General features: G+C 44.2%; 26 protein-coding genes. 6 read left to right on the plus strand and 20 right to left on the minus strand.

All coding sequences use genetic code 11. The features are described 5' to 3' along the window. Positions 1–7: 7 nt before the first annotated feature. The 5 genes from TERMP_RS06975 to TERMP_RS06995 all read right to left on the minus strand — a co-directional run bounded on the left by TERMP_RS06975 (position 8) and on the right by TERMP_RS06995 (position 3,300). Complete coding sequence (locus TERMP_RS06975; RefSeq protein WP_013467681.1) at positions 8–385, minus strand: DUF302 domain-containing protein; 378 nt, start codon at positions 383–385, stop codon at positions 8–10. A gap of 9 nt (positions 386–394) precedes the next feature. Next, a complete protein-coding gene (locus TERMP_RS06980) occupies positions 395–760 on the minus strand; it encodes a CoA-binding protein (protein WP_013467682.1) in 366 nt (121 codons plus the stop codon). Between the two features lie 76 nt (positions 761–836). Next, on the minus strand, positions 837–1,691 hold the full coding sequence (locus tag TERMP_RS06985; protein ID WP_013467683.1) for an FTR1 family iron permease: 855 nt from the start codon (positions 1,689–1,691) through the stop codon (positions 837–839). A gap of 273 nt (positions 1,692–1,964) precedes the next feature. Next, positions 1,965–2,534, minus strand: a complete 570-nt coding sequence (locus tag TERMP_RS06990; protein WP_013467684.1) for a peroxiredoxin — start codon at positions 2,532–2,534, stop codon at positions 1,965–1,967. Positions 2,535–2,736: 202 nt separating this feature from the next. Beyond that, positions 2,737–3,300 (minus strand): Lrp/AsnC family transcriptional regulator, encoded by a 564-nt coding sequence (locus TERMP_RS06995; protein ID WP_013467685.1) that lies wholly within the window; start codon positions 3,298–3,300, stop codon positions 2,737–2,739. A gap of 92 nt (positions 3,301–3,392) precedes the next feature. Between TERMP_RS06995 and TERMP_RS07000 the strand changes: the two genes are divergently transcribed. Both TERMP_RS07000 and TERMP_RS11310 read left to right on the plus strand, forming a co-directional pair. Next, positions 3,393–3,590: a YgaP family membrane protein gene (locus TERMP_RS07000; RefSeq protein ID WP_013467686.1), complete on the plus strand. Its 198-nt coding sequence runs from the start codon at positions 3,393–3,395 to the stop codon at positions 3,588–3,590. Positions 3,591–3,599: 9 nt separating this feature from the next. Further along, positions 3,600–4,223 carry a cytochrome b5 domain-containing protein gene (locus TERMP_RS11310; RefSeq protein WP_013467687.1) on the plus strand — a complete coding sequence of 208 codons (624 nt, stop codon included), beginning with the start codon at positions 3,600–3,602 and terminating at the stop codon, positions 4,221–4,223. Positions 4,224–4,257: 34 nt separating this feature from the next. Here the strand turns inward: TERMP_RS11310 and TERMP_RS07010 are convergent, their stop codons facing one another. The 9 genes from TERMP_RS07010 to TERMP_RS07050 form a co-directional block, all read right to left on the minus strand. Then, a complete protein-coding gene (locus tag TERMP_RS07010) occupies positions 4,258–6,255 on the minus strand; it encodes a hypothetical protein (protein ID WP_013467688.1) in 1,998 nt (665 codons plus the stop codon). A gap of 136 nt (positions 6,256–6,391) precedes the next feature. Beyond that, positions 6,392–6,925, minus strand: coding sequence for a DUF998 domain-containing protein (locus TERMP_RS07015; RefSeq protein WP_013467689.1), 534 nt, complete (start codon positions 6,923–6,925; stop codon positions 6,392–6,394). Positions 6,926–6,998: 73 nt separating this feature from the next. After that, positions 6,999–8,099, minus strand: coding sequence for a SufD family Fe-S cluster assembly protein (locus tag TERMP_RS07020; protein WP_013467690.1), 1,101 nt, complete (start codon positions 8,097–8,099; stop codon positions 6,999–7,001). Further along, positions 8,099–9,526 carry a Fe-S cluster assembly protein SufB gene (sufB, locus tag TERMP_RS07025; RefSeq protein ID WP_013467691.1) on the minus strand — a complete coding sequence of 476 codons (1,428 nt, stop codon included), beginning with the start codon at positions 9,524–9,526 and terminating at the stop codon, positions 8,099–8,101. Before sufB ends, TERMP_RS07020 begins: the two co-directional genes overlap by 1 nt. Next, entirely contained in the window at positions 9,504–10,247 is a 744-nt protein-coding gene (gene sufC / locus TERMP_RS07030) for a Fe-S cluster assembly ATPase SufC (RefSeq protein ID WP_013467692.1), read from the minus strand. Before sufC ends, sufB begins: the two co-directional genes overlap by 23 nt. Positions 10,248–10,356: 109 nt before the next feature. Continuing rightward, a complete protein-coding gene (gene thiI / locus TERMP_RS07035) occupies positions 10,357–11,454 on the minus strand; it encodes a tRNA uracil 4-sulfurtransferase ThiI (protein ID WP_013467693.1) in 1,098 nt (365 codons plus the stop codon). Between the two features lie 2 nt (positions 11,455–11,456). Continuing rightward, positions 11,457–12,416 carry a ThiF family adenylyltransferase gene (locus tag TERMP_RS07040; protein WP_013467694.1) on the minus strand — a complete coding sequence of 320 codons (960 nt, stop codon included), beginning with the start codon at positions 12,414–12,416 and terminating at the stop codon, positions 11,457–11,459. 89 nt (positions 12,417–12,505) lie between these two features. Then, a complete protein-coding gene (locus TERMP_RS07045) occupies positions 12,506–13,030 on the minus strand; it encodes a ferritin (RefSeq protein ID WP_013467695.1) in 525 nt (174 codons plus the stop codon). Positions 13,031–13,116: 86 nt separating this feature from the next. Then, positions 13,117–13,953 carry an NAD(P)-dependent oxidoreductase gene (locus TERMP_RS07050; RefSeq protein ID WP_013467696.1) on the minus strand — a complete coding sequence of 279 codons (837 nt, stop codon included), beginning with the start codon at positions 13,951–13,953 and terminating at the stop codon, positions 13,117–13,119. 70 nt (positions 13,954–14,023) lie between these two features. Between TERMP_RS07050 and TERMP_RS07055 the strand changes: the two genes are divergently transcribed. From TERMP_RS07055 to TERMP_RS07070, 4 genes are all read left to right on the plus strand, one after another. Continuing rightward, positions 14,024–14,563 (plus strand): nitroreductase family protein, encoded by a 540-nt coding sequence (locus TERMP_RS07055; RefSeq protein ID WP_013467697.1) that lies wholly within the window; start codon positions 14,024–14,026, stop codon positions 14,561–14,563. 81 nt (positions 14,564–14,644) lie between these two features. Further along, positions 14,645–14,998, plus strand: a complete 354-nt coding sequence (locus tag TERMP_RS07060) for a DUF302 domain-containing protein (RefSeq protein WP_013467698.1) — start codon at positions 14,645–14,647, stop codon at positions 14,996–14,998. A 74-nt stretch (positions 14,999–15,072) separates the two neighbouring features. Further along, the gene (locus TERMP_RS07065; RefSeq protein ID WP_048159789.1) at positions 15,073–15,735 is read left to right on the plus strand and encodes a M48 family metallopeptidase; all 663 of its coding nucleotides are present in this window, start codon (positions 15,073–15,075) and stop codon (positions 15,733–15,735) included. Positions 15,736–15,737: 2 nt separating this feature from the next. Further along, a complete protein-coding gene (locus TERMP_RS07070; RefSeq protein WP_013467700.1) occupies positions 15,738–16,493 on the plus strand; it encodes an MBL fold metallo-hydrolase in 756 nt (251 codons plus the stop codon). Between the two features lie 47 nt (positions 16,494–16,540). On the opposite strand, the gene TERMP_RS07075 is transcribed toward TERMP_RS07070, so the two are convergent. The 6 genes from TERMP_RS07075 to TERMP_RS07100 form a co-directional block, all read right to left on the minus strand. After that, positions 16,541–17,674 carry a Druantia anti-phage system protein DruA gene (locus TERMP_RS07075; RefSeq protein WP_013467701.1) on the minus strand — a complete coding sequence of 378 codons (1,134 nt, stop codon included), beginning with the start codon at positions 17,672–17,674 and terminating at the stop codon, positions 16,541–16,543. A 36-nt stretch (positions 17,675–17,710) separates the two neighbouring features. Next, positions 17,711–19,513, minus strand: coding sequence for an ATP-binding protein (locus TERMP_RS07080; RefSeq protein ID WP_013467702.1), 1,803 nt, complete (start codon positions 19,511–19,513; stop codon positions 17,711–17,713). Next, entirely contained in the window at positions 19,506–20,717 is a 1,212-nt protein-coding gene (locus tag TERMP_RS07085) for a DNA double-strand break repair nuclease NurA (RefSeq protein ID WP_048159790.1), read from the minus strand. The genes TERMP_RS07080 and TERMP_RS07085 overlap by 8 nt, the downstream gene beginning before the upstream one ends. A gap of 109 nt (positions 20,718–20,826) precedes the next feature. Continuing rightward, on the minus strand, positions 20,827–21,240 hold the full coding sequence (locus TERMP_RS07090) for a secondary thiamine-phosphate synthase enzyme YjbQ (protein WP_048159791.1): 414 nt from the start codon (positions 21,238–21,240) through the stop codon (positions 20,827–20,829). Next, positions 21,191–21,517, minus strand: a complete 327-nt coding sequence (locus tag TERMP_RS07095; RefSeq protein ID WP_013467705.1) for a VanZ family protein — start codon at positions 21,515–21,517, stop codon at positions 21,191–21,193. The genes TERMP_RS07090 and TERMP_RS07095 overlap by 50 nt, the downstream gene beginning before the upstream one ends. After that, on the minus strand, positions 21,514–22,419 hold the full coding sequence (locus TERMP_RS07100; protein ID WP_013467706.1) for a thiamine-phosphate synthase family protein: 906 nt from the start codon (positions 22,417–22,419) through the stop codon (positions 21,514–21,516). The genes TERMP_RS07095 and TERMP_RS07100 overlap by 4 nt, the downstream gene beginning before the upstream one ends. Positions 22,420–22,502: the final 83 nt, after the last annotated feature.

The raw sequence follows: 22,502 nt of genomic DNA on the forward strand, positions 1-22,502 counted from the left end.
TTGAAAATTAGAGGGAGTCAATTATTTTTTTGAGCTTTTCTTCCATAGGTTTCATGAGCTCGACAACTTTCTCCCCTGCGATTTTCCAAGCAACGCTCGGAAGTCCAATGCCAATGTAAACTCCATCCTCCCTGACATAGCCAAATGCAGTACAGGGCATTAGCGCTCCAATATTGGGATCAAGCCTGACGAGTTCCGCAACTACTTCACGGTCGCATATGAAGAGCACATGATAGTCAGCAATGATGCCGTCTTCCCTTTCCACTATGCTTACCGGAATTCTCTCTCCCACTATGAGAAAGCCCTCTTCTTCGATTTTCCTTTTAAGCTCTTCCCAAAGCCCATCCAAATCTCTTTCGAATCTTCTAACGTAGTAAAACTTCATGGATATCACCTATGTCTCCACCATTATGCATCTGTAAAAGCTATAATCTACATTGTAACTCTCCAAAAATTCTCTGATTTCTTCACTCTCAGCGCCTGGCTGGAACCACAGCTTTTTGAAACCAGTTTCAACGGCTCTCTTCACAGCCTGAAGGCATGCCTTTGGAGGAATCACAAAAACTATTACATCAACATCCTTGGGGAGCTCCTCGACACTTTTATAGCACCTAATTCCCTCTATCTCGTCATAGTTTGGATTTACCGGCAGCACTTTAAAACCTTTCTTTAAAAGATCTTTGAGTATTATATTCCCGTATTTAGCTGGATTTTTTGATGCTCCAACCAAAGCTATCTTCTCAAATCCCTCAACTTTCACTTAACTCACCAAGTTTGAATATTCCTTCATCCTTATTTGTCTTTTGGCATTACCGTTTTTGATAAATAAAAAGAATTCATCCCACTGTCTTGAGCCTTTCCCTTTTGGCATTTAATTTAGGCTCTTTACCATAAGCTCTAAGGACAAGATAAAGTCCAAATATGAGATAACCAAATTGAACAATAACCCTTCCCCATTCCATTTTTGTAGAGTAACCAAAGAGCACTGCGAATACTGAACCTATTGCACCTTTGTGAGACCATACACTATCGCTTGGAATTCCCAGGTCATATGCCTTCTCCCCAAGAAAGCCAAGATTAAATCCTTCCTCCTGCCCCCATTCAATGAGCTCATGTGTCCCATAACCTGCTAAGCCCGCTGCTACGAATACCAACAAGATTGAACTGTAGTAAAAGAACGTTCTTAGATTTATCTTCATACCAACCCCATATATAAGATAAGCTAACACTAAAGCGCCAATGAGACCTGTTACGAGGCCGGCTAAAGTACCGCTTAAATCTTGAGTGGCAAAAGGGGTTAAGAACAACACCGTTTCGAGCCCTTCCCTAAAGACCACTATAAAAGTAAAACCGATTAACGCAAGGGGACTAATTGCTTTACTTACCTTGCTTTCTATCTCAGCTTTGATGTTCTTTCCTTTAGTGGCCATCCAGTATATCATACTCGTAAGGACCACCACCGCTATATACGACGCAACACCCTCGAAGAGCTCCTTCTCTTCAAAACCCCCATAAAACTTGAGGATTATTATACCCAACATAGTACTCACTAAAAGAGAAAGTCCAACACCAGTCCAGACCTCTTTGATTTGATTATCCCTATTGGTTCTTTTTAAGTATGCGATTATCACAGCCACTATTATTGCCGCTTCAAGTGCCTCTCTAAACGTTATAAGGAACTGCCCAATCATCTTTATACACCTCGTAAATTCTTAGGTCAACCTAATCTAATTTTGCTCACTTATAATATTTACCTTTACCAAATTGAAAGTTTGAATCGTTAGTTAGAAAACGTCAGTATAGAGTACATTAAAATAGTTATTTCGAAATTTTAGAGATGGAATTTCAAACTATTATCTTCCACAATTTAAAGTCAATACTCATTCCCGAATATGCACATATCTGTTACTTACCATTTCAAGAGAAAGCCTTGCAAAAATTTACAAAATGGAAAATGATAGAGCTCAAATTTTTCCCACCAAGTCCAAGCTCACTTTGAGAGTTTCTTTTCCAGGCTCCCAACTTGCAGGACATACTTGCCCAGGGTGTTCTCTTACATACTTGGAAGCCCTGAGCCTCCTGAGGATCTCCTTCGCGCTCCTCCCTATGCTGAGGTCGTGCATCTCCATGTGGACGACCTTTCCGTCGGGGTCTATTATGAAGGTCGCCCTCCATGAAACGCCCTCGTCCTCTATGTAGGTTCCAAAGAGCCGGCTTATTTTTCCAGCAGGGTCGGCGAGCATGGGGTATCTTATCTTCTTTATAGCTGGCGATGTGTCGTGCCAGGCCTTGTGGACGTAGGCGGTATCGGTCGAAACGCTGAGTATTTCAGCCCCTTCCTTTTTGAACTCCTCGTAGTAGTCGGCCAGCTCCTCAAGCTCCGTCGGGCAGACGAAGGTGAAGTCAGCCGGGTAAAAGGCAAGGACAACCCACTTGCCCCTGTAGTCCGAAAGCTTGACCTTTCCGATGTCGTCCTTCTCGGGGAGGTATGCATCGGCCTCGAAGTCCGGAACGATTTCTCCAACCTTCACCATGGAATTCACCTCAATATTATGTTGGCGAGCCTAACTTATATAGGTTTGCCTAACAAAGTGAAAACTTTTGAAATTAGGAACCCATAATTTTGAAAGACAAACTTAATTGTCTTAAAAAGCAAACTGATTTATGTGAGGATATACGGGAATATAATTCACAGAATAACAAAACAAGAGAAGAAAAAGAAAGTCAAAGATATCCTCATTTCCTACTCCCTTTCAGACCCATGAAGTAAACCGTCGCCAGACAGCCCGAACATTTCCTGCCGTAAATGTAGCACTCAGTGCAGACCTTCCCGCAGGGGGCAACTTTCCTCGTCGGCTCCAGCTTGAAGTCAACGAACTCTGGATAGGCCGGAGACGAACCGAGGGAGACGTCCATCTCCTTAACCGACTCCATGGGCCGTATCGTGTTCTCTATGGTAGCCTCAAGGGCAGAGTAGCTCTCCGCTATGAGAGCCAGGTTTAGGTTGTACTTACCGGTTGTCGTGGCGACGAAGACCGTTCTCGGGCACCTTGCAAAAACATCGGCCAGCTTCTCGGCCTCGTCCATGCTCCGAACCTTGAGGTTCACCACCGCGGAGACAAAGTTCCTCTTCCTGATGTTCAGCAGTGCCTGAACCCTTAAGTCCCCCCGCCTCTCCAGCTTTTCAAGCCTCTCCCTCGCGGAGGGGTGGCTTATCCCCAGCTCCCTCGCTATCTCGGACATCTTCATCCTGCCGTTCTTCCTCAGCAGGCGGTATATCAGCAGGTCGCGTTCGTCCATAAAACCACCTTCATTTTGAAGGTTTTTGCCTTCAATTTCCTGGGAAATAAATATAACCATTTCGAAATTTTCTAAAAATCGAGGTGATTTTGATGGAGCGGAACGAGGGAACCCTCGACAGGCTTTTGAGGATAGTTATAGGAATAGTACTGCTCGGCATATGGGCGGGCATGAACGTGCCCTACGAGACAGTGCTTTTGATAGTCGGACTTATAGCACTGGTGACCGGACTTACCGGCTTCTGTGCAATTTATAAACTCCTGGGCATAAGTACCTGCAAAGAGTGCTGAGGTGAAAGGGTGAAGCGCGTAATCAAAGCCTTGATAATCTCAGGGGAGTTGCTCATAGTAGTCAGTCTGGCACTGATGGTAACCGGCCTGGCAATGAACGACCCGGCGTCAACCCTTGGGTCGCTGATAAGCTACGAAACTGCCAGGAGAGCCCACACCATAGCGTCGTACCTCTTCATCCCCCTCTTTTACGTCCACACTGCGGCGGGCCTCCTCGTTATTGCGAACAGAACGGAGAGGCTGAAAACAGGAAAAGCCAAAAGGGCACTCGTCGGGGCCTGGACAGTCCTCACGGTGCTCCTCGTGGTGGCAGGATTTACCGCCTTCGGCACGGGGCGGTTGGCGTTAGGAAGCGTCCAGGCCACAGCAGTGCTGACCCTCGAAGAGGTCGCGAAGCACAGCAACGAAAACGACTGCTGGGTCGTAGTCGAAAACAGGGTCTACAACGTCACGTCGCTGATAGACACCCACCCCGGCGGCAGGGATGCAATACTGAAATACTGCGGCACAAACGCGACCGAGGTCTTTTTCCTTGAACACAACCAGAACGACTACGAGGCACTCCAGGCGTACTACATCGGCACAATCAACGAACCGATCGTTAATCAAGGAAATGGCACAGAAAAAAGCTGATGGAGACGGTTGACGTCTCCCTTTTAATGTTTTATCAGCTGCTCCCTCCGTTACCCGGAGCGAAGACGCCGATTCTGACGGGTTTGTCCCTGACCACCGTCATTGCCCTGATTGAGACCTTTCCGTTCTCGTCGAGAACCTTGAGGGCAATCACGGAAATCTCCTTACCCGTCTGGGGGTTTCTGCCCGTCCACACTTCGAGGAACGTTCCTCCGAGGTACTCAGGCGGCATCTTTGATGTCATAGCCGGGCCGGCCACAGCCACGAAAACCTCTCCGCCCGAATCCATAACCGCCAGCTCAACGGGCGGGATGAACGGGCCAGTTCCAAAGTCCGTTACGTTGATGTACCTGAACTCGGGAAGCGGCGCGGGGTTAAAGGGCCCGGTACCGAAGTCTCCAAGGATGCCCTTAAGGAACGGGGCTGTGTTCCCGCGCTCCATGCGGAAGGCGGTGTACTCACCGGTTTTCATCGGGGTAACCCCTCTGATGTCGTTCACCCGCTCACCCACGGGTGCATCCCTTACCCATCCTGCTCCCGTGGCTCCTGCGGCAAACCTTCCGGTCTCGGCCCTGAAGTTCACGAGCTGCTCCGCCAACTGTTTGAGGTCTGCCCTCTGGCTTGAAACCGGTTCAAAGGTCTCGTTGGTTGACGGCTCGAAGATGATTGGCATCATCGTGAACTCTTCCTCGCAGATCTCCATGGGTTCAAGTGTTGTGTTGATGTTGAGTTCAAGCGGCCGGTAACAGAAGCCTCCGTTCGGAGGGTCTGCCTTCGCCACAAAGCCTATGACCTCTCCATCTATTCCAGGTATCCGGTAAATTCCCTTCTTGTCGGGCGTTATCCTGTCTATCTCCCTTCCGGTTTTGGGATCCATGAGCACCATGACCCCGGGCTTTGATGAGTTGCTGAGAACCCGTATCCCAGTCCCGTTCTCCGGAACACCCACGAGGAGCATGGTCTCACTCCTCCCAAGCATTCCAAGGGGTGCCACTGCAAGCTCAAAGGTTATCCCGCCGTAGGTCTTTCCGGTGAGGTAGGCATCCTCGAAGGGAACAGGCTCGACGGTGACGTCCCCGGTGCCGGGCTCAAAGATGAAGGGCGCCAGTCCTGGTGATGGACATATCAGGGGATCTTCCGGCTCCTCAGGAATTGTGTTCATGGTGTTGCTGTCGAGTGGAAGAGGCCGGTAACAGAAGCCTTCGTCGTCAGCTATGCCAACAAGTGTGGTGTTCACCGGCGGAACCTGATAAACCCCGTTTCCATCGGGTTTGACCCGCAGGACGGTCCTTCCGGTGCCGGGGTCAATGAGGCGCATGATTCCGGGTGAGTCCCCAAGGGCCTGGATCATAAAACCCTTCTTCGGAACACTTATCCTGACAACTGCCAGCTGACCGGCCCCCACGGTTCTGCCTCCCTCGCGAATTTGAAGGAGTGAACCGCTGCCGAAGTGATATATCTCCATGCTCCGGGTTTCATAGCTCTTGGTGAGCTCCATCATCCTGGCCACCATTTCGTCCCTGCTCAGGGGCACCATCTTTCCGTTATCCACAATGAAGAGCTTCCCGTCTTCTCTGTAAAACCCTTCTATCGGCTCGCCCGTGGTGGTGTTTTCCCAGTAGGCCGTCTCAACGGCGCTTATACCAATTAAATTCCTGAGCTCTGCCAGCTGGAGAGACTTCAAATACGCCAGCTTTTCCAGCAACAGAGTCTTTTCCCTTCCGGTCGAGTGCGTCGCATCGCGCTCAAGTGCCTTGGTCTCCTCAGCCAGACCGCTCAGCGTAGAAGGCTTAAGTCTGCTTTCAATATCTACAATCTCCGCATCGTATGTGGCGATCGCTTTCAAAAGGTTGTTCTGGTATTTTTCTTCCTCCGAGATGCCCGGTGAAGTTGTGGTGGGCTGGGACGTGGTCCCCCCGGTTTTGGTTCCGGTCTCGGTAGCGTTTCCCTGGTCGATACAGCCTGAAATAAAGGCTCCGACCATCACAATTCCCAAAAGCAGTGCAAAGCCTGCAATTTTCCTTTTTTTCATTTTTAAACCCCTTTCTGTCACGAAACACTGAAAAACAAAAGAGAACTGTATGGCAAGTGACTTATAAATTAAGTTAGATGACAGGGTATATAACAGTTATGCTTTACAAAATTTAAAGGATTAAACAGAAAGTGTATCACCTTTTAATAGCAATAAGAGACGTAAACACCGCTATCAGTGCTATTTCGTAGGTCTCTATCAGCGCCACCGAGGGCCAATGAACAAAGGTTCCCAGCAGGGCGAGTGCAAAGAGTGCCACGGAGCCGTAACGGATAGCTCTGTTCTTCGAACCCGCCCCGTAGATGAGCATCCCAAGGAAGAACTGCACGAAGAAGTAGGTCGAGACAAAGCCATGCGGCCGCGTCCCGGCATGAAAAACGCCAATGAGCGCAAGGAAGATGGCGGAGATGCTGATGTAGGCTCCTCCAATGGTCCCTAGCTTGTTTTCCGCGGAGAACATCAAGTACACCGAAAACGCAAGCATGAACACCGCTGTGACCATCAGCCCGTAGTTGTATATACCCGGAGCCTGCGCCATCTCTGGCGAGCCAAGGTCGCTCAGGGCGTTTCTCCAGAAGGAAAACCAGGGATTTTTGCCTATGCTCCATGCGACAAAGAGCCAGTATACTACAACGCCGGCTATTCCTAAGTACTTGAGGTGCCTCATCATGATATCAGTTTGACTCAGAGAAAATAAAAGTTTTCCCTAAAACCGAAAATAATATTTAAAGAGTTATGAAACATCAGAGAAGCCCCTCTATGAGCTCCCTGACGTTGCTTCTTGCCTTACTGCGGAGCCTTTCGAGATGACTGCTCAAAGCCTCACCAATGCCGTGGACGAAGAGGCTCATCGCCTCGTCGCTGTCGAGTCCCCTCGACCTCAGGTAGAAGAGCGCATCTTCGTCGAACTGTCTAACGGCTGAGGAGTGGAAGGCCGACTCGATTTCGCCGGTGTCGACCTCAAGCATCGGCACGCTGACGCCGAGTGAACCCTCGTCCATTATGGTCACCTGCGAGATTACACCGCTCGATGAGTTCCTGGCGCTCTCCAAGACCTTGGCAACCCCCCTGTGAACCGTCCAGCCGTTCTCGTATGAAAAGCCGTGAACCCTCGTCTCGCTTTTGCTCCTTTCGCCGTACTGGAGGACGTTGGTGAGGTAGTCCACCGAGCTTCCAATGGCTATGGGCATGCCCCTGAGGATAAGCTCGCTTTTTGCCCCTTCAAGGGAGTAGTCCTCGCGGTGGTGGCTCATCTCCCCGGCGCTTATGACTGTGAATGCCTTAACTCTGGTTCCTCCCCCGAGGCTTGCCCTGAGGAGGTAGTGGGATAAAGAGCTGTGCCTTCCAACGGTAAGGACTTCAAGCTCGGCGTTCTTAGCTTTGAGCTCGACCACGAGGGATTTAGTCCCTTCTTTAGTTAAATCGTAGATTATTATCGGGGCCCTGACGTTCTCGGCCTCGATGCTTATGTGGTGGCTGATGAAGGCATTGGCCGAGAGATGGGAGACTATGACGAGGGGCTCCACCAGGTCTCTGGTAATCCTCAGCCTGTACGTTTTCCTGAGGGCGTAGAAGTGGAAGCCGAGGATTCTCGACTCTTCGGGCTGAGAAAGGCCCAGCGTCCCCTCGCTCAGCTCAACTCCTCCAGGAAGGCTAAACTCGACATCGCTTCCCGATAAAACGATGTGCCCCTTTATCGGAACCTCACCGCCTTTAGCCTCTGTCGGCAGTTTGAGCGGCGAGTTCTCCTCGAAGAGCTTCCACTTGGTGTAGCTCTTTATGGTTGGGCTGTCGCCGTACTTCTGGTAGGTTAACCTTTTGAGTGCTTCCCTCTCAATAAACATCAGCCAACACCCCCGACCTCGCTGAACTCAAGCTCTATGACCTTCTTGAGCACCTCCACGTACTCGAAGGGCAGTCCCTCAAGGATTTCGCTGATGAAGCCGAGAACTATGAGGCTCTTCGCCTCTTCCTCGCTTATTCCGCGGGAGTTCATGTAGAAGAGCTTGTCCTCTCCGAGCTTCCCGGTCGTTGCCTCGTGGATTATGCTCGCTGTAGGCTCGTCGCTCTGGTTGTGCGGATAGGTGTAGGCCCTGCTCTCCTCGTCGAGGATTAGTGAGTCACACGAGACCGTGGCGGTGGAGTTCTTCGCGCCCTTGAGGATCCTCACCAGCCCGCGGTAGATGTTTATCCCGCCGTTGGCGCTTATGCTCTTGGAGACTATCTTTGAGCTCGTGTTTGGTGCCAGATGTACCGTCTTTGCACCAGTATCCTTGAGGTAGGGCCCATTACTGAGAGAAACAACATATTGGGCTGTCCTAGCACCTTCTCCCCTGAGGATGCTTGAAGGATAGGTGTAAGTTATTTTGCTTCCTATGCTGCCCTCAATCCACTCGACGTAGGCGTTTTCCTCTATTATTGCCCTCTTGTTGTTGAAGTTGATGACGTTCCTGCTCCAGTTCTGTATCGTGGTGAACTTGACGGTGGCGTTTTTGTGGGCGTAAATCTCGACCATGCCGTCGTGGAAGGAGAAGCCCTTGTACATCGGCGCCGAACAGCCTTCAATGAAGTGTATGTAGCTCCCCTCGTCCGCGACCAAAAGCGTGTGCTCGAACTGCCCCTCCAATGCGGAGCCTATAACGAAGAAAGCTTCGACCGGGAAGGGGATTCTGACACCCTTCGGCACGTAAACGAAGACCCCACCGCTCCAGAGGGCGTGGTGTAAGGCTGAAAACTTGTGCTCTCCTGCTGGGAATACCCTGCCGAAGTACTTCTTCACAAGGTCGGGGTACCTCTGGACAGCCTCCTCCATGGGGAGCATTATTATGCCCTTCTTCTCGAACTCCTCTTTGAGCTTCGAATAGACGCTTTCGCTGTCAAAAACTGCTGTTAAGCCAGAGAGAAACTTCTTCTCTATCTCTGGAATATTTAAGCGCTCAAATGTTCTCCTGATGTTTTCTGGCAAATCGTCCCAATCCCTAACTTCACTGCCTATCTCAGGCTTGGAGTAAAGGGTGAGGCTCTCAAGGTCGAGCTCCTCTATCCCAACAACCCACTTGGGCATCGGAAGCTTATGGAATAGCTCAAGTGCCTTGAGGCGGTGCCTGAGCATCCATTCCGGCTCGTTCTTTATCCGCGAGAGCTCTTCGATCATGTCCTTTGTCAGCTCTCCCTTGAGCTCTATCTCCTTGGGGTATGATACCGCCGTCCCAAGTATCTCCTCAAGTGATCCAGCTTTGAGTATCTCCTCAAGCCTTGACTGCTGTCCCATTTTCCTCCACCGCCGCGAATCCCTTCTCCTCTATGAGCTTCACAAGCTCAACGCCACCTGAAGCTACAAGCTTGCCTTCCTTCAGCACGTGCACCCTCTGGGGGTTCAGGTACTCCAGAATCCTTCCGTAGTGGGTGATTAGGAGTATCGCCGTCCCCTCGCTGTGCAGCTTGGCTATAACCCCCGCGATGACCTTGAGGGAATCCACATCAACTCCGCTGTCCGGCTCGTCAAGGATCAGGAGCTTTGGCCTCACGAGATAAGCCTGGAGCATCTCAAGCTTCTTCCTCTCACCGCCTGAAAAGCCTACGTTGAGCTCCCTGGAGAGAATTGAGCTGTCAAAGCCGAGCTCTTCCACAGCATTAAAGATTATTTCATAGGCTTCAACCTCATCCACGCCCCTTAAATTTTTCAGTACCCTCTGGAGGAACTGGAGAACCTTAACTCCCTCAACTTCAACCGGATGCTGGAAGCTGAGGAATATACCATTCCTTGCTCTCTCCTCCGGCTTCATTTTAGTTATATCCCTGCCAGCAAAGATTATTCTTCCCGAGCTTACTTTATACCTTGGATGACCCGCTATGGTTAAAGCCAGTGTAGATTTTCCACTACCATTTGGGCCCATAACAACGTGAAGCTCGCCCTCGCCAATGCTGAGTGTGATACCCCTAAGTATCTCTTTATCCATAACTTTGACGTGTAAATCTTCCACTTTCAGCATGTTCATCACCGTCCTTTAACTACACGGAATTGGGTAGAAAAGTTCACTTTTAAAACCTTTCTTCACAAATATGTGTAATGAAAAATTAAAGATGTCACAATCCAGAAACTCACAACATGAATTTGTTCATCTCCTCAAGAGCATCAAGAATTCTCTTGAACTCCTCTGGTTTTCCTTGAGTTACAACTCTCTCAGGTCTGAATGGACAGTCACAATATGGATACTCCAGAAACGCTTGATACGTTCCGATTTCTCTTGCAATCCTAATTATCTCCTCCTTGTCCATTCCCAAAAGAGGCCTGTGTATTGGAAAACGGACACTCATGGTCTCAAAATAGAGATTAGTCAGCGTCTGTGAAGCAACTTGCCCAAGTGAATCGCCAGTCACAATACCCAGTGCGCCTTTCTCTTTTGCTATCTCAGCAGCTCTCCTCAGCATTGCTATCTTGCACACAACGCATGTCCATTCTCTCATATTGAGCCTGTTCAATGCCACAACATATGGCTTCAGAACTTCAAAGTGGTTCTCTATGATGAGCTCAATATCCCTTGGAGAATAGTCATTGAGTATATTAACGGTCTTTTCTACGACTTTTCTTGCATTCTTTCCTTGATCAAAGTGAACCGCTATAATCTCTGCCCCCCTTTTCATCATAAGAAATGCTGCCACCGGGGAATCAATGCCGCCGCTTAAAAGAGCAACGACTTTCCCCTGGGTGCTTACTGGCAAGCCACCGACACCTTTGATTTTTTCAAAGAAAACATACGCCTTTTTCTTTATAATCTCAATACCAATTGTGAGCTCTGGATTTTCCAGATCAACTTTCCAGCCAAATTCCCTAACAATGAATGCACCGATTTCTCTATTAATCTCAACAGAAGTTTTGAGAAAAGTCTTGTCCAACCGCTGGGTTTCCACTTTGAAGCTCTTTGGATTCAGACCTTTCAGGGCTTCTCTTAAATAGTTTGGCACTTCCTCGTAGCTCATCTCTCTCGCCGGTGAAACAGAAACAACTCCAGGAACTTTCGCTATGATTTTTGCAGCATCATCGGGGGCATCAACTAAGATCCTCCCTCGAATCAGCTCGGCTTTTGCTTCAATACCCTTTCTCCTTAATGCAGCTAAGATATTTTCCATCAGCTTCCTTTCAAATTCTCTCCGCCTTCCCCTCTTTACTGCTATTTCTCCGTATCTGACCAGTATCATAATTAACCACCCAAATAGCGTGCAAAGAAGTTTTTGGCTTCCTTTTCGTCTTCTACTCCCCTGACTACCATCCTTCCACTTTTGAATATCAAAATTTCAGCGTAGTCGTCCTCGAACTGTATGAACTGTGGGGTCTTGAGGTACTCTTTGCCCAGAGCTTCAAGCCTCTTGGCAAGGTCATCAAGGTTTACAGACATCTTTTCTGGCGGTGTTACCTGGATTGAGCCGTCGCACATCCTCTCAATTTTCATCTGCTTTTCCAAGAACGTAAAGTTGTGCCTAATGCAGGCTTCACAGTCATCTCTTCTTGGAATCTCTATCTTCTCAAAATCCAAGGTCTTTGTATCAAAGAAAATCATTTCACTTTTCACTTCCTCTCCCAAGAGTATTTTTACCGCAAGTGCAACTGCAAGTGAGGCAGCCAAAGGAGGAACATAGCTCATTATTCCAGCAACGGCGCATGTGGGCATGGGCCTTGAGGGTAGTTTGGGCATTAGACAGCGGAAACAGGCAGTTTTTCCGGGAATTATTGGCATTATGTTGCCATACGTGCTTAAAACTCCAACATAAATCCATGGCTTTCCAGTTTTTACCGCATAGTCGTTTATGACTTGGCGCGTGTAGATGTTGTCTGTTCCGTCAAGAATCAAGTCAGCCTCATCCAAAAGGTTTACGGTTGACGGATTTAGATCCTCAAAATAGCCCTTAACTCCAAATTTTTCCTTTAAAACTTCGACCTTTGGTTTTTCCACATCTTCTTCGTCATAGATAGTTCTCGGCAGATCATTGTAGTCCACAAAATCCCTATCAACAACTATAATCTCGCCAACACCAACTTTTTTTAGAAAATAAACCTCCCAGCTCCCAAGTGCTCCAGCTCCCACTACTGCAACCTTAGATTTCATGAGCTTTTTCTGACCTTCTAAACCGATGATTGGAAAGTGTCTTGAAAATATCTCCATATCCATCACCAAACTTCATTACACTCCCACTATTTATGAAGTTATCCTCAACAAATAAATCTGAGAAAAATAGGGGAGATATAGAAAATTCAGCCTCCAGCTTGGAGAAGAAGTCCCGGAAGCTGGGGCTGCCTCTGGCCGAGCTCCTGATCGAGCATGAATATGACCTGAGGGCTGTCCTTTGCGAACTTGAGCTTGTCCACTATCTTCTTGACGTTTGCCTCCTCCTCGACCTGCTCGTTGATGAACCACTCGAGGAAGGCCCTCGTCGAGTAGTCCTTTTCCTCCTCAGCTAAAGCCGCTAACTCGTGTATGTGTCTGGTTATGAACTGCTCGTGCTCGTAGGCGGCCTCAAAGGCTGCAAGCGGTGAATCCCACTCCTTAGGTGGCTGCTCTATTGCTTTCAGCTCGACCCTGCCATTCCTGTCGTAGATGTAGTTGTAGAACCTCAGGGCATGTCCGAGTTCTTCTTCAGCTTGTGCCTTCATCCAGTTAGCAAAGCCTTCAAGGTTGAGATCCTCGAAGTAGGCTGCCATTGCAAAATACAGGTATGCAGAATACAGCTCTCTGTTGAGTTGTTCATTTAGGGCTTTTAACATCTTTTCGCTCAGCATTTTCATCACCAAACTATAGTTACGAGGAGTTACTTAAAAGCTTTCGCTTTATACCTTACCAAATCAATTATTTAAATCCAAGAAAATTAAAGCGCCTTCAGGAGCTGGTAGATAACTGAGAAGTCCTCATCTTCAATCCCCCTGGATAATGCCATGCTGTAGAGTTCTTTTACTTGAGCATTTAAGAATACCGGCTTTCTGACACTTTTTGCCAGCTCGTAGGCATATGTTAGATCCTTTAAAAGGTTTTTAACTGAGAAATGGGTTGAGAAGTCCTCCGTAAGAAGCTTTTCCTTCTTGGCTTTTAAAACAATAGAATTCCCAGCACCATTCTCAAGGATTTCGATAAGCTCACTCTTTTCTATTCCCGCTTTTTCTCCCAGTGCAACGGCTTCCCCAATGGCAACCATAAACGCTCCAAGTACAAAGTTATTTATGAGCTTCAGCTTGGTAGCCTTTCCAGGCTCTTTAAAGTAAAATATCTTTTTTCCAAGCCTCTGGAGATAGGGAAGTACAATCCTATATGCCTCCTCGTTGCCGCTGACAAGTATCGTAAGCTGTCCATTCCTCGCAGGTATAACACTTCCAATGACTGGACTTTCAAGATAATGTGCCCCAGCATTCTTAAACATTTCATGGAACTCAAGAACCATCTTGAAGTGGTTTGTCGTTGTATCGACTATTATCTTCCCCCGCAGGTCAGCCTTGAGAATTCTCTCAGCAACTTCTTGGACAGCCTTGCTATCATAGAGCGAGAGAAATACAACATCTGCCTTAGAAACAACTTCTTCGGGACTTTCTGCGATGTTTTTAAAGCCTTCAGCCTTTTCTCTCGTTCTATTCCATACTATAATCTCGAACTCTTCACTCAGTCTTTCTGCCATAGCCCTCCCTATATGTCCAAGACCTATCCATCCAATCACCGCCATCACCAACGTTTAACTCAGAGCTAAATTTAATAGGATTGTCGCTAATGTCCTGGGGGGTGGTGTTGTGGAGCTCTTCGAAGTTCTTAGAAGAAGGAGAAGCATAAGACGCTTTCAAGAAAAAGCTGTGCCGAGAGAGATCATCGAAAAGCTTCTTGAGGCAGCTTTTCTCTCACCAAGCTCCTACAACAAGAGGCCCTGGCATTTCATAGTTGTTGATGATAGGGAGTTGCTCAAAAAGCTCTCAAAAGCAAAGCTGGGTGCTTCTGGGCTGGCAACAGCATCAGTGGCAATAGTTGTGACGGCAGATGAAAGCAGAAGCGATGTATGGATCGAGGATGCAAGCATAGCAGCAGAACACATTCAATTAGCAGCGGTTGCCTTAGGTTTAGGTTCGTTCTGGATCCAAATCAGAAACAGGATGCATGATGAGGAAAAGACTGCAGAGGAATACGTCAGAGATCTCCTTAACATTCCAAAGAACTATCGTGTGTTGTGCATCATTGGAATCGGGTACCCAGCCGAAAAAAAGAGGCCCCACGGAAAAGACATTTTTGAATGGGAAAAAGTTAGCTATAACAGATTCGGCGAGCATTTCAAAGATTGAAGTTGCTTAATTTCATTATGAAAATTTTTTCAGGATAAAGCTTATTTAGTGCCAGCATGCCAGAACTCCAGGGTGAGAAAAATGTTCAGATACAGAAAAAAGGTTGGATTAAGCTTTGAAGAGGCTGAAAAGAAGTTCAAAGAAGAACTCAAAAAGAGGGGCTACAAAGTTGTCTTAGAAATGAACGCAAGTGAAGTTATAAAGAGAAATGTTGGAGCGGAATTCGAACCGTATAAAATCTTCTATATCTGCAATCCCAAGGTCTTCTATGAAATGACAAAGAGAGAATACGAAATTGGATCTTTTGCTCCATGCCCAGTTATTCTTTACAAGAAGGAGGACAACGTTTACTTTGCAATAAATACCGCCGAAGAAGTCCTCGACATCATCAGAGAGCCTCTTGAAGTCGTTAAGGACACTCTCAAGGAGCTTTAAGCTCCCCTACAATTATCCCTTTGTATTGCCCTCTATTTTCAATATTTATAAAGTCCAAGGTCGAATTACCAAATATGCACGAAGTTGAAATCGACGGCAAGAAAATCAAATACGAATTAATTCTACGTCCTGTCCGATATATGAGAATTTATGTCCACCCTGAAGGTTATCTGAGAATAGTCTCCCCAACTCAGAATGTAAAGCCCATTCTGAAATCAAAGGAACACTGGATTTTAAAAAATCTTGAAAAAGTTGAAAGAGGAAAGACGTTGGCATCCCGTGGATTCCCGCTTTTTGGAAGATTCTATGAAGTTCGGGAGTGCAGAAAGACCGAGATTTTTAATGATGTCATTTGTGTTTCAAACCTTGAAAGCCTGAAAAGAAAAATCAAAAGGGAGCTTAAAAAGAAAATTGACAAAATAATTGAGAAGAGAACAGAAGAAATTGGAAAAAAGCCTAACAAGATGTTCATCAGAGTTCAGAAAAACAAGTGGGGCAGTTGCTCATCAAAAGGAAATTTAAGCCTTAACATAGCACTTGCAGCTCTTCCAGAGGAGCTTTTGGATTATGTCGTAACCCATGAGCTTGCCCATCTGTTGGAGCTGAACCACTCCAAACACTTCTGGAAGCTTGTGGCAAAAATCCACCCAGATTATAAGAAAAAGAGGGATGAGCTAAAGCTGTGGTGGGTAATCGTTAATAACAATGAGCTGTGGAAAAAGATTTTGGGTGGGTAGGGATGAAGGTGATAGTCCTGGGTTCTGGCTCATATAGTGGAACCCCTAAACCCCTGTGCAGCTGTGAAAACTGCGTTAGAGCGAGAAAATACCCACAGCACAGAAGAACGAGGTTCTCGGTCTTCATTCCGGAGATAAAAGCGTTGATCGATCCATCACCCGATCTGCACTACCACCTGGAACATTTGAACATGGATGTGAAAAGGGTTTTCATAACTCATGCCCACTTTGATCACATAGCTGGGCTTCCAGAACTGCAGATTTTCAAGGGAGTTAAGTTTTACTCGCACGAATATGCGGTAAATACTGCAAAACATTTGCAGGAGCTTTTCTTAGGTGAGAGAGACTGGGAGTACATACCCTTAGAATTCAACCGCTGGTATGACTTTGGATTCAGAGTCTATCACTTCCCAACGATACATCAACCAATAAAGGCTGCTGGAGGATTTGTTATTGAGATTGGAAAGAAGAAGATTGCAATTACTGGAGATACTGGGCCCGAGATTTTAGGTGATGAGAATGCCATAGAGATTATGAAAGGATCCGATCTGCTCATAGCAGAAATGACTAAGAAACACTCTGTGCCGAAAACCCATCTTGGGGTTGAAGATGCAATAAAGCTGGCACAAAAAGTTGAGGCTAAGAAGACGGTTTTTGCCCACATAAGCCACAGCAACTACACTCAAGAGAGGCTTGAAGATATGGTTAGAGATCATGGCTACATAATTGCAAGGGACTTTATGTATGTGGAGGTTTAGCGTGAGAATAACATATCCAATTTCGACAACATAAGTTCAAAAAAAGTTTAGAAACTATGAATCTTAGATTTATCAAATGGATAATCAACAGATTTTATCAGTTTGCCCCAAGACACCTTAATTTTTTTTCTCTTTAATTTATCTGGGACATAATTTTGTAACCAATGCTCAAATAAATTCTCAAATTTAATATTCCTCCATTTTGGTCTTTCGTTATTGTTAATTACCTCTCTTAAGTTATTTACATGTGGAAATAAATAGACTCCTCTCTTTATATTATGGTACTCAAACCCATAGAGTCCTAATATTCTAAATGCCCTTGAGACCAGTTTTAGTTTTCTAGAAGGACTGACAAATGTTGAGGTATTAACATTCTCACCTAGAATCTTAAGAAGTTCTTTATAAATCCCATCTGTGATATGAAAGGTTCCAGCACCGCTACTATATCCAACAAAGATACTAAGAGGAAGCGTGTCATAGTACAAATCCTCGTATAGCTTACTTCGTCCATAAGCACTTAAGGTATATATAAACAAAAGCCTTGCAGGGAGGATTCTTTTTTTCTTTGCTGTAACTTTGTTTTTGTATTTTTCCCTATATCTTTTTCGAATTTCAACAGATGCTAAAGACATAGAAACCATTTTTCCACCGAAAATTTTATTATATGGTGGAAGAGCACCAATTCTCTGTCCATACAATGATTGATTAATCCAATAGTCCCGAGTTTCTTTTGTAATACCCAAATACTCATCTCTTGCTTTACAATATAATATTGGGCTTTGTAAAACAACTAATCCAAAAGGAAGATTGTGATACTTGTCAAAAAGCATGTAATAAATTCTCCGACCAACGGATTTTTCATAAGGTAAACTCCACCATACAAGATTCCACCATTTAAATAAAATATATTCCTCTGTCCCTCTTTCAACAAACTTAACTTCAAGTTTTATATCTTCCAGATTGATTTCCATGTCCTTGTAGTACTCTCTAATAAGGGGATAATATTGTTCCAGAAAATCTTTATGTTTGTATAATTGTTCTATTCGTCTTTTGCTATGTAACAGTCTCAGAAAGTCCTTTGAGTAGTCTTTGGGTTTTAAATGAGGATTTACTAAAAAGCCTAGTTCATGAAAATACGAAATAAGCTTTTCTCTAATTTCATCTAAGTTTTGCTCGTTCATAATGTTTCCCCTCAGTGAGTATAATCTTAACCAAAGTTACTTGATACTTAAATTATTTGCCACTAGGAATTCACTATCGTATTTTAGGGCAGTTATAAACAAGGGTGCGCCTGAAACTGATAAGGGAGATACTGGGCCAAATACCATAAATGGATATTCTCTTTCTCCCAACACTGCAGAACTTTGTGGATCTTTAAAGGACTGGTACAGAGCTAGATAGTTATTATTCATTCCTCCTCCAACAATTTCTTTTAATGTCCTAAGCTCTGAACCCCAAGAGAGCCCATATCCAAAGAAATACACTCTCATTTGATTAATTAATTCTGGATGTAGGCTTGCTATTGTTTGACTTATAAACATCCATCCTAGACCATATTTTCTTGTCGTCCTTACTGCATCTACAAAGTTAATTCTTAGTGCCTCAAGTTCTTCCTCCTCTTGTCGTTCTCTTGGAGCAAATCTATGCGCCTCATCAATTACGACCAATGTGTTAAGTTGCTCACCTTGTTTAAATTTCTCGTTACCAACTTGCTTAAGGGCATTGATAATATCATTTAGGACTAATCTCTGTATCTTATCATTCCAAAATATTTCCTCTGCACCTTGTTCAGATAAATCAATAAACAGAATGACTTTCTCATATGCTATTTTTTGAATAAGCTGTTGTAGAGGTAACTTGCTTTCAACATCCTTGGCAAATAGTAATGTAATTCTTTTCCAATCTTCATATAGCTCTTCAAAACGTGTCTCAATAGCAGTAACTATTCTGCGTCGTCTATCTTCAGATGCGTATATCCTCTTAAGAGTGTCTTCAAGTTGAATAAATTCTATAACTTTCATAAAAACTCCCCTATGATGAGCGGTTTCAATGCTTGTAGGTATTAAAGAGGTTCGAGATAAATGATATGTAATTTTTTCCTTTTTCTTTTTCTCGTAATTCTTAGGATTCTGTAAATAACTAACAATTAAATCCGCTGCTATTTCCTGATTTTCTGGAGACTTTATTCCCATTTTATGTAAAAATCCAGAAACCATTAAAATCTTCTTAAATGTTCCTGGATCACTTAATGAGATATTTGTTATAGGCCAAACTTCCACTTTTCGGTTTAATTTTTGTTGTAAAATTTTCCTTAAAATTCCATTCTCCTTAATTTCTTTTGAAAACTCTCCTTGAGGATCTAGAACAACTATTGACATTTCTGGATGTCTAGCATATGCAATAATTAACATCCTTGCCATGTATGATTTTCCTGAACCAGTTTTACCAAACACCCCAATATGATACGCCTCGCCTAATCCGCGGCCATCATCACTCTTTCCAAAATGCTTGAATATCATAGGTAGGTAAATATTAGTATTGTATATCTTACCAACATAAAACAATTCATCTTTATGTGGCTCCATAAGAGCATCTAAAATTTCTTGACTTAGTAAATAAACCCTTGTCCCAGTAGGCGGAACTGAGGCCATTCTTGTCGGAATGACCTTGTCTTCTTGAACAGAATAAACTGCACTAATTCCAATTTCTATTTGTCTAGTATCATGTTTTGTTGTTAATGGATTTGCTTCCCCTCTGACACTAATTATCTTTTGAATTGGATGCCTTTCAATGTGGGGGTTTCTCAACTGGATTGAAGTTATTTGTCCTAGAGCATAGGTAGGCAAGCCATCTTGAGAGAACGGTATTACACAAGGATTTCCAACGATACCCTTTTCATAGGCAGTTTCAAGTAACTCAACGTTTAAGGTAAGATTTGTTGAAGGAGATATTACAACCCCAATCCAATCGGCACTTCTAGAGATTCCACTCTCGATTTTTTCTTTGATACTTTCATTCATACCCACCCACACTCCGGTATTCATGCATAGCCAAAAGAACATCAACAGGATTCATTTCAAGATCCAAGACTGCTAAATCAGAGAGTACAATATCCTTTATTTCACTTAACGCTCCTCCGAGATGTTTAACAAACAAATCAGCTAGATATAGGGGATATGGTTCTATTATTCCTGGGAATTTAGATTGATCTTGCAATGCTTTTATAACTAGTGACAAACGAGCTTTATTTTTTGCTACATTTTTTGGTATTTCAACCCTCAAAGCAGGTTGAGATGAGGAAGGTTTGTAATAAATTACATAAAGATCTTCTAATGCCGAGATTATACGACTTACATAATCCTCATAATGTGGTCCAATAAATTTTGCCATTTGAGTTTTTCCACTGAGGTGCCATTTCCCTTCCTCTTTGTATTTTTGAAGCCTGATTGGACCAACAATTTCTTCTGGCTTTAATATAAGAGACAAAAGCGCTTTATCATTGTATGTGTTGAGGGGTATCACTTTTAATAATTCTGGATAATTCTCAATTAAATGCATACAGATTTCATTCCTGCTGCTATATTTGGGTACTCCTGCAAATACTTGGTCGCTTTTGGGAGAGGTTACAACTTTTAGATAGTTTTTTAAGGTATCCTCTGCCCTTTCGATGTAAATATCCCGCAGAGTGCTTGGTATATCCTCACTGTCCAATATCGAAAAAGACATTCCTGTCTTTATTAAGTGAGTTGTTAATGATCCGTCGATAAAGACTACATTATGGGGAGCTTTTGTTGCAAGTTCTAACTCATATGAAAACATTAATCCTGTTGCTAATGTAGAAGTCTTGGATTTATGTTCTACAGGAAAAATCTTTGCTATATGATGAGGTTTTTCCCATAACCGCTTTTCATAAGGAGGTAATCCTTCTACAGCTACTGCTGCTATTCCTACAACGTCTAAAGCTATTTGCTTGCTAATTGCGTATGCTCCATCAACACCACAAACTGTTGGATCAATACCCCGATATTCTAATATTTCCCCACTACTTCTTAATAAGCCTTCCTCATCTAGGTAGTACCTAATGTCTCTTTTTAAACTTTGTAACTTTTTTAGATAACTATCTACTTTTGAAAAAACATCACATCTATACTGTTTAATCATTTCATCAACCATCGCTTCAGGAAGAAAATCAAGATATGTTTGTTTTTTATCTCGCATTTGCATATTTAAATATCGGATTAGATAATATTTTAAGTTTTCTATTATTAATTAACACAAAATTATTTTAGACATGAATTAAAAATAAAGATCCATACTTAAAGAATTTATTTGATCATTCTCCAATAGCCTGCAGGACTATTCTCCTTCTTCTTGGTCTTACATCAAGCTCAACGAAGAATATCTGCTGCCAGATGCCTCTCATCAGTTCACCATCAATGATTGGCAGAACCAAGGACGGCCCAAGCAGAGAAGCCCTCAGATGAGAATGAGCATTGTTGTCAATCAGATCATGCTTATAGCCCTGTCCTCTTGGAACAAGCTCTTTTAATATCCTTTTAAAGTCCTCAAGGAGACCATTTTCATGTTCAATCGTTACAACTGCACCTGTAGCTCCCGGGACAAATATTAAGACTTGTCCATTGGTTATTCCGCTTTCCTCTACAAACCTCTCAACTTCATGTGTTATGTCAATAAGGTCAATTTCTCCCCTTGTGGAAAGGTAAAGCTCCTTTCTTACCACTCTCATACCACCACCCCACGGTAACTCCAACTCCAAAGCCTATTAGGTTTGCGATCATATCATAGTACGAAAAGCATCTACCCGGAACAAATAGCTGGAGGTATTCAAGGACGATAGGCAACACAAGAAGAAAAGCTTTATTATATCCCAGAATTCCCAAAATGAGAAATTCCAAGAAGTGTGCAATTTTATCTCCTCCGCTTATTGGAACTGTAGGAACCCGGGGCATTAGATTAACATAGAAGAGAAAAATCAAATATGCAAAGAGGATTTTGCCCCTCATAGGTGACTCTCCAGCTTCTTCACCTTCTCAACAACTTCAATTGGATCCCTTCCGAAGACATAGACACATGGCTCAATTCCAAAAGCCCCCTTGTCTATCACTGCATCCAGGACTCCTTTTTCTTTAAAAAGCTGGACTATCAGCTCAACAGTTTTATCTTCGTCCCTCTTCTTTTCTTCAATACTTTCCACTTTAAATCCCGCTTTTCTGAGTGCATCTTCTATTTTCTCATTGAATTTTATATTAATGACGCTCCTTATCTCCGGGACAACCTTTGAGAGTTCAAGAAGAATCTTGGCTGTATGCCTGCTCACGCCGAATTCCGGTGGTAAAGCAAAAGCTTTTCCCTTTACAACTGTTATCCTCCCAGGAACTGCTGCCACATCACTGAAATCTTTAGGTTCTGGTAAAGCGTAAGCTATGTTGCTTCTAATTTCGGGAATCAGTTGAAGGAACTTTTCGTCTTGCAAGAGTTCACTTAATGCTAAATTCAGTCTTTCCAGTACGTCACTTCTTGAGGGTGTTGCTATAAAAATCTCCCTGCAAACGGATTCCTCAACTCCAGCATATTCTGCATAGTATTTGCAGAGAAATCCGCTATGGAAAAGCTCAAAGAACTTCCTCGATGTGAACTTTATAATCTCACCTCTATCCGCTCCATAGAGTATAAGATTTGCAATTTCCCCTGCAATTTCATCAAGCTTGTTCTCCAAATCTTTTTCCAGCTTTTTATATTTCCCCGCCAAATATTTACTAACCATGGCTTGAGTTATTCCCAAGTACTCGGCTATTTTTGCTTGGGTAAGTCCCTCTTCATAGAGCTTTTGGGCAACTTTGGCCCTTAAAACTGGCATTATTACTTCAACCCAAAAGACACACGGTGTTTTCATCTCTCCCCCCATTTTTGATTTTTAAAACCGGATTATAAATGTATCCCCTACGGTTATAAACAAATTTGTGTTAAAAAAGCTTTAAATAAGTGTAA

This window comes from Thermococcus barophilus MP (genome assembly GCF_000151105.2).
GTDB lineage: Archaea > Methanobacteriota_B > Thermococci > Thermococcales > Thermococcaceae > Thermococcus_B > Thermococcus_B barophilus.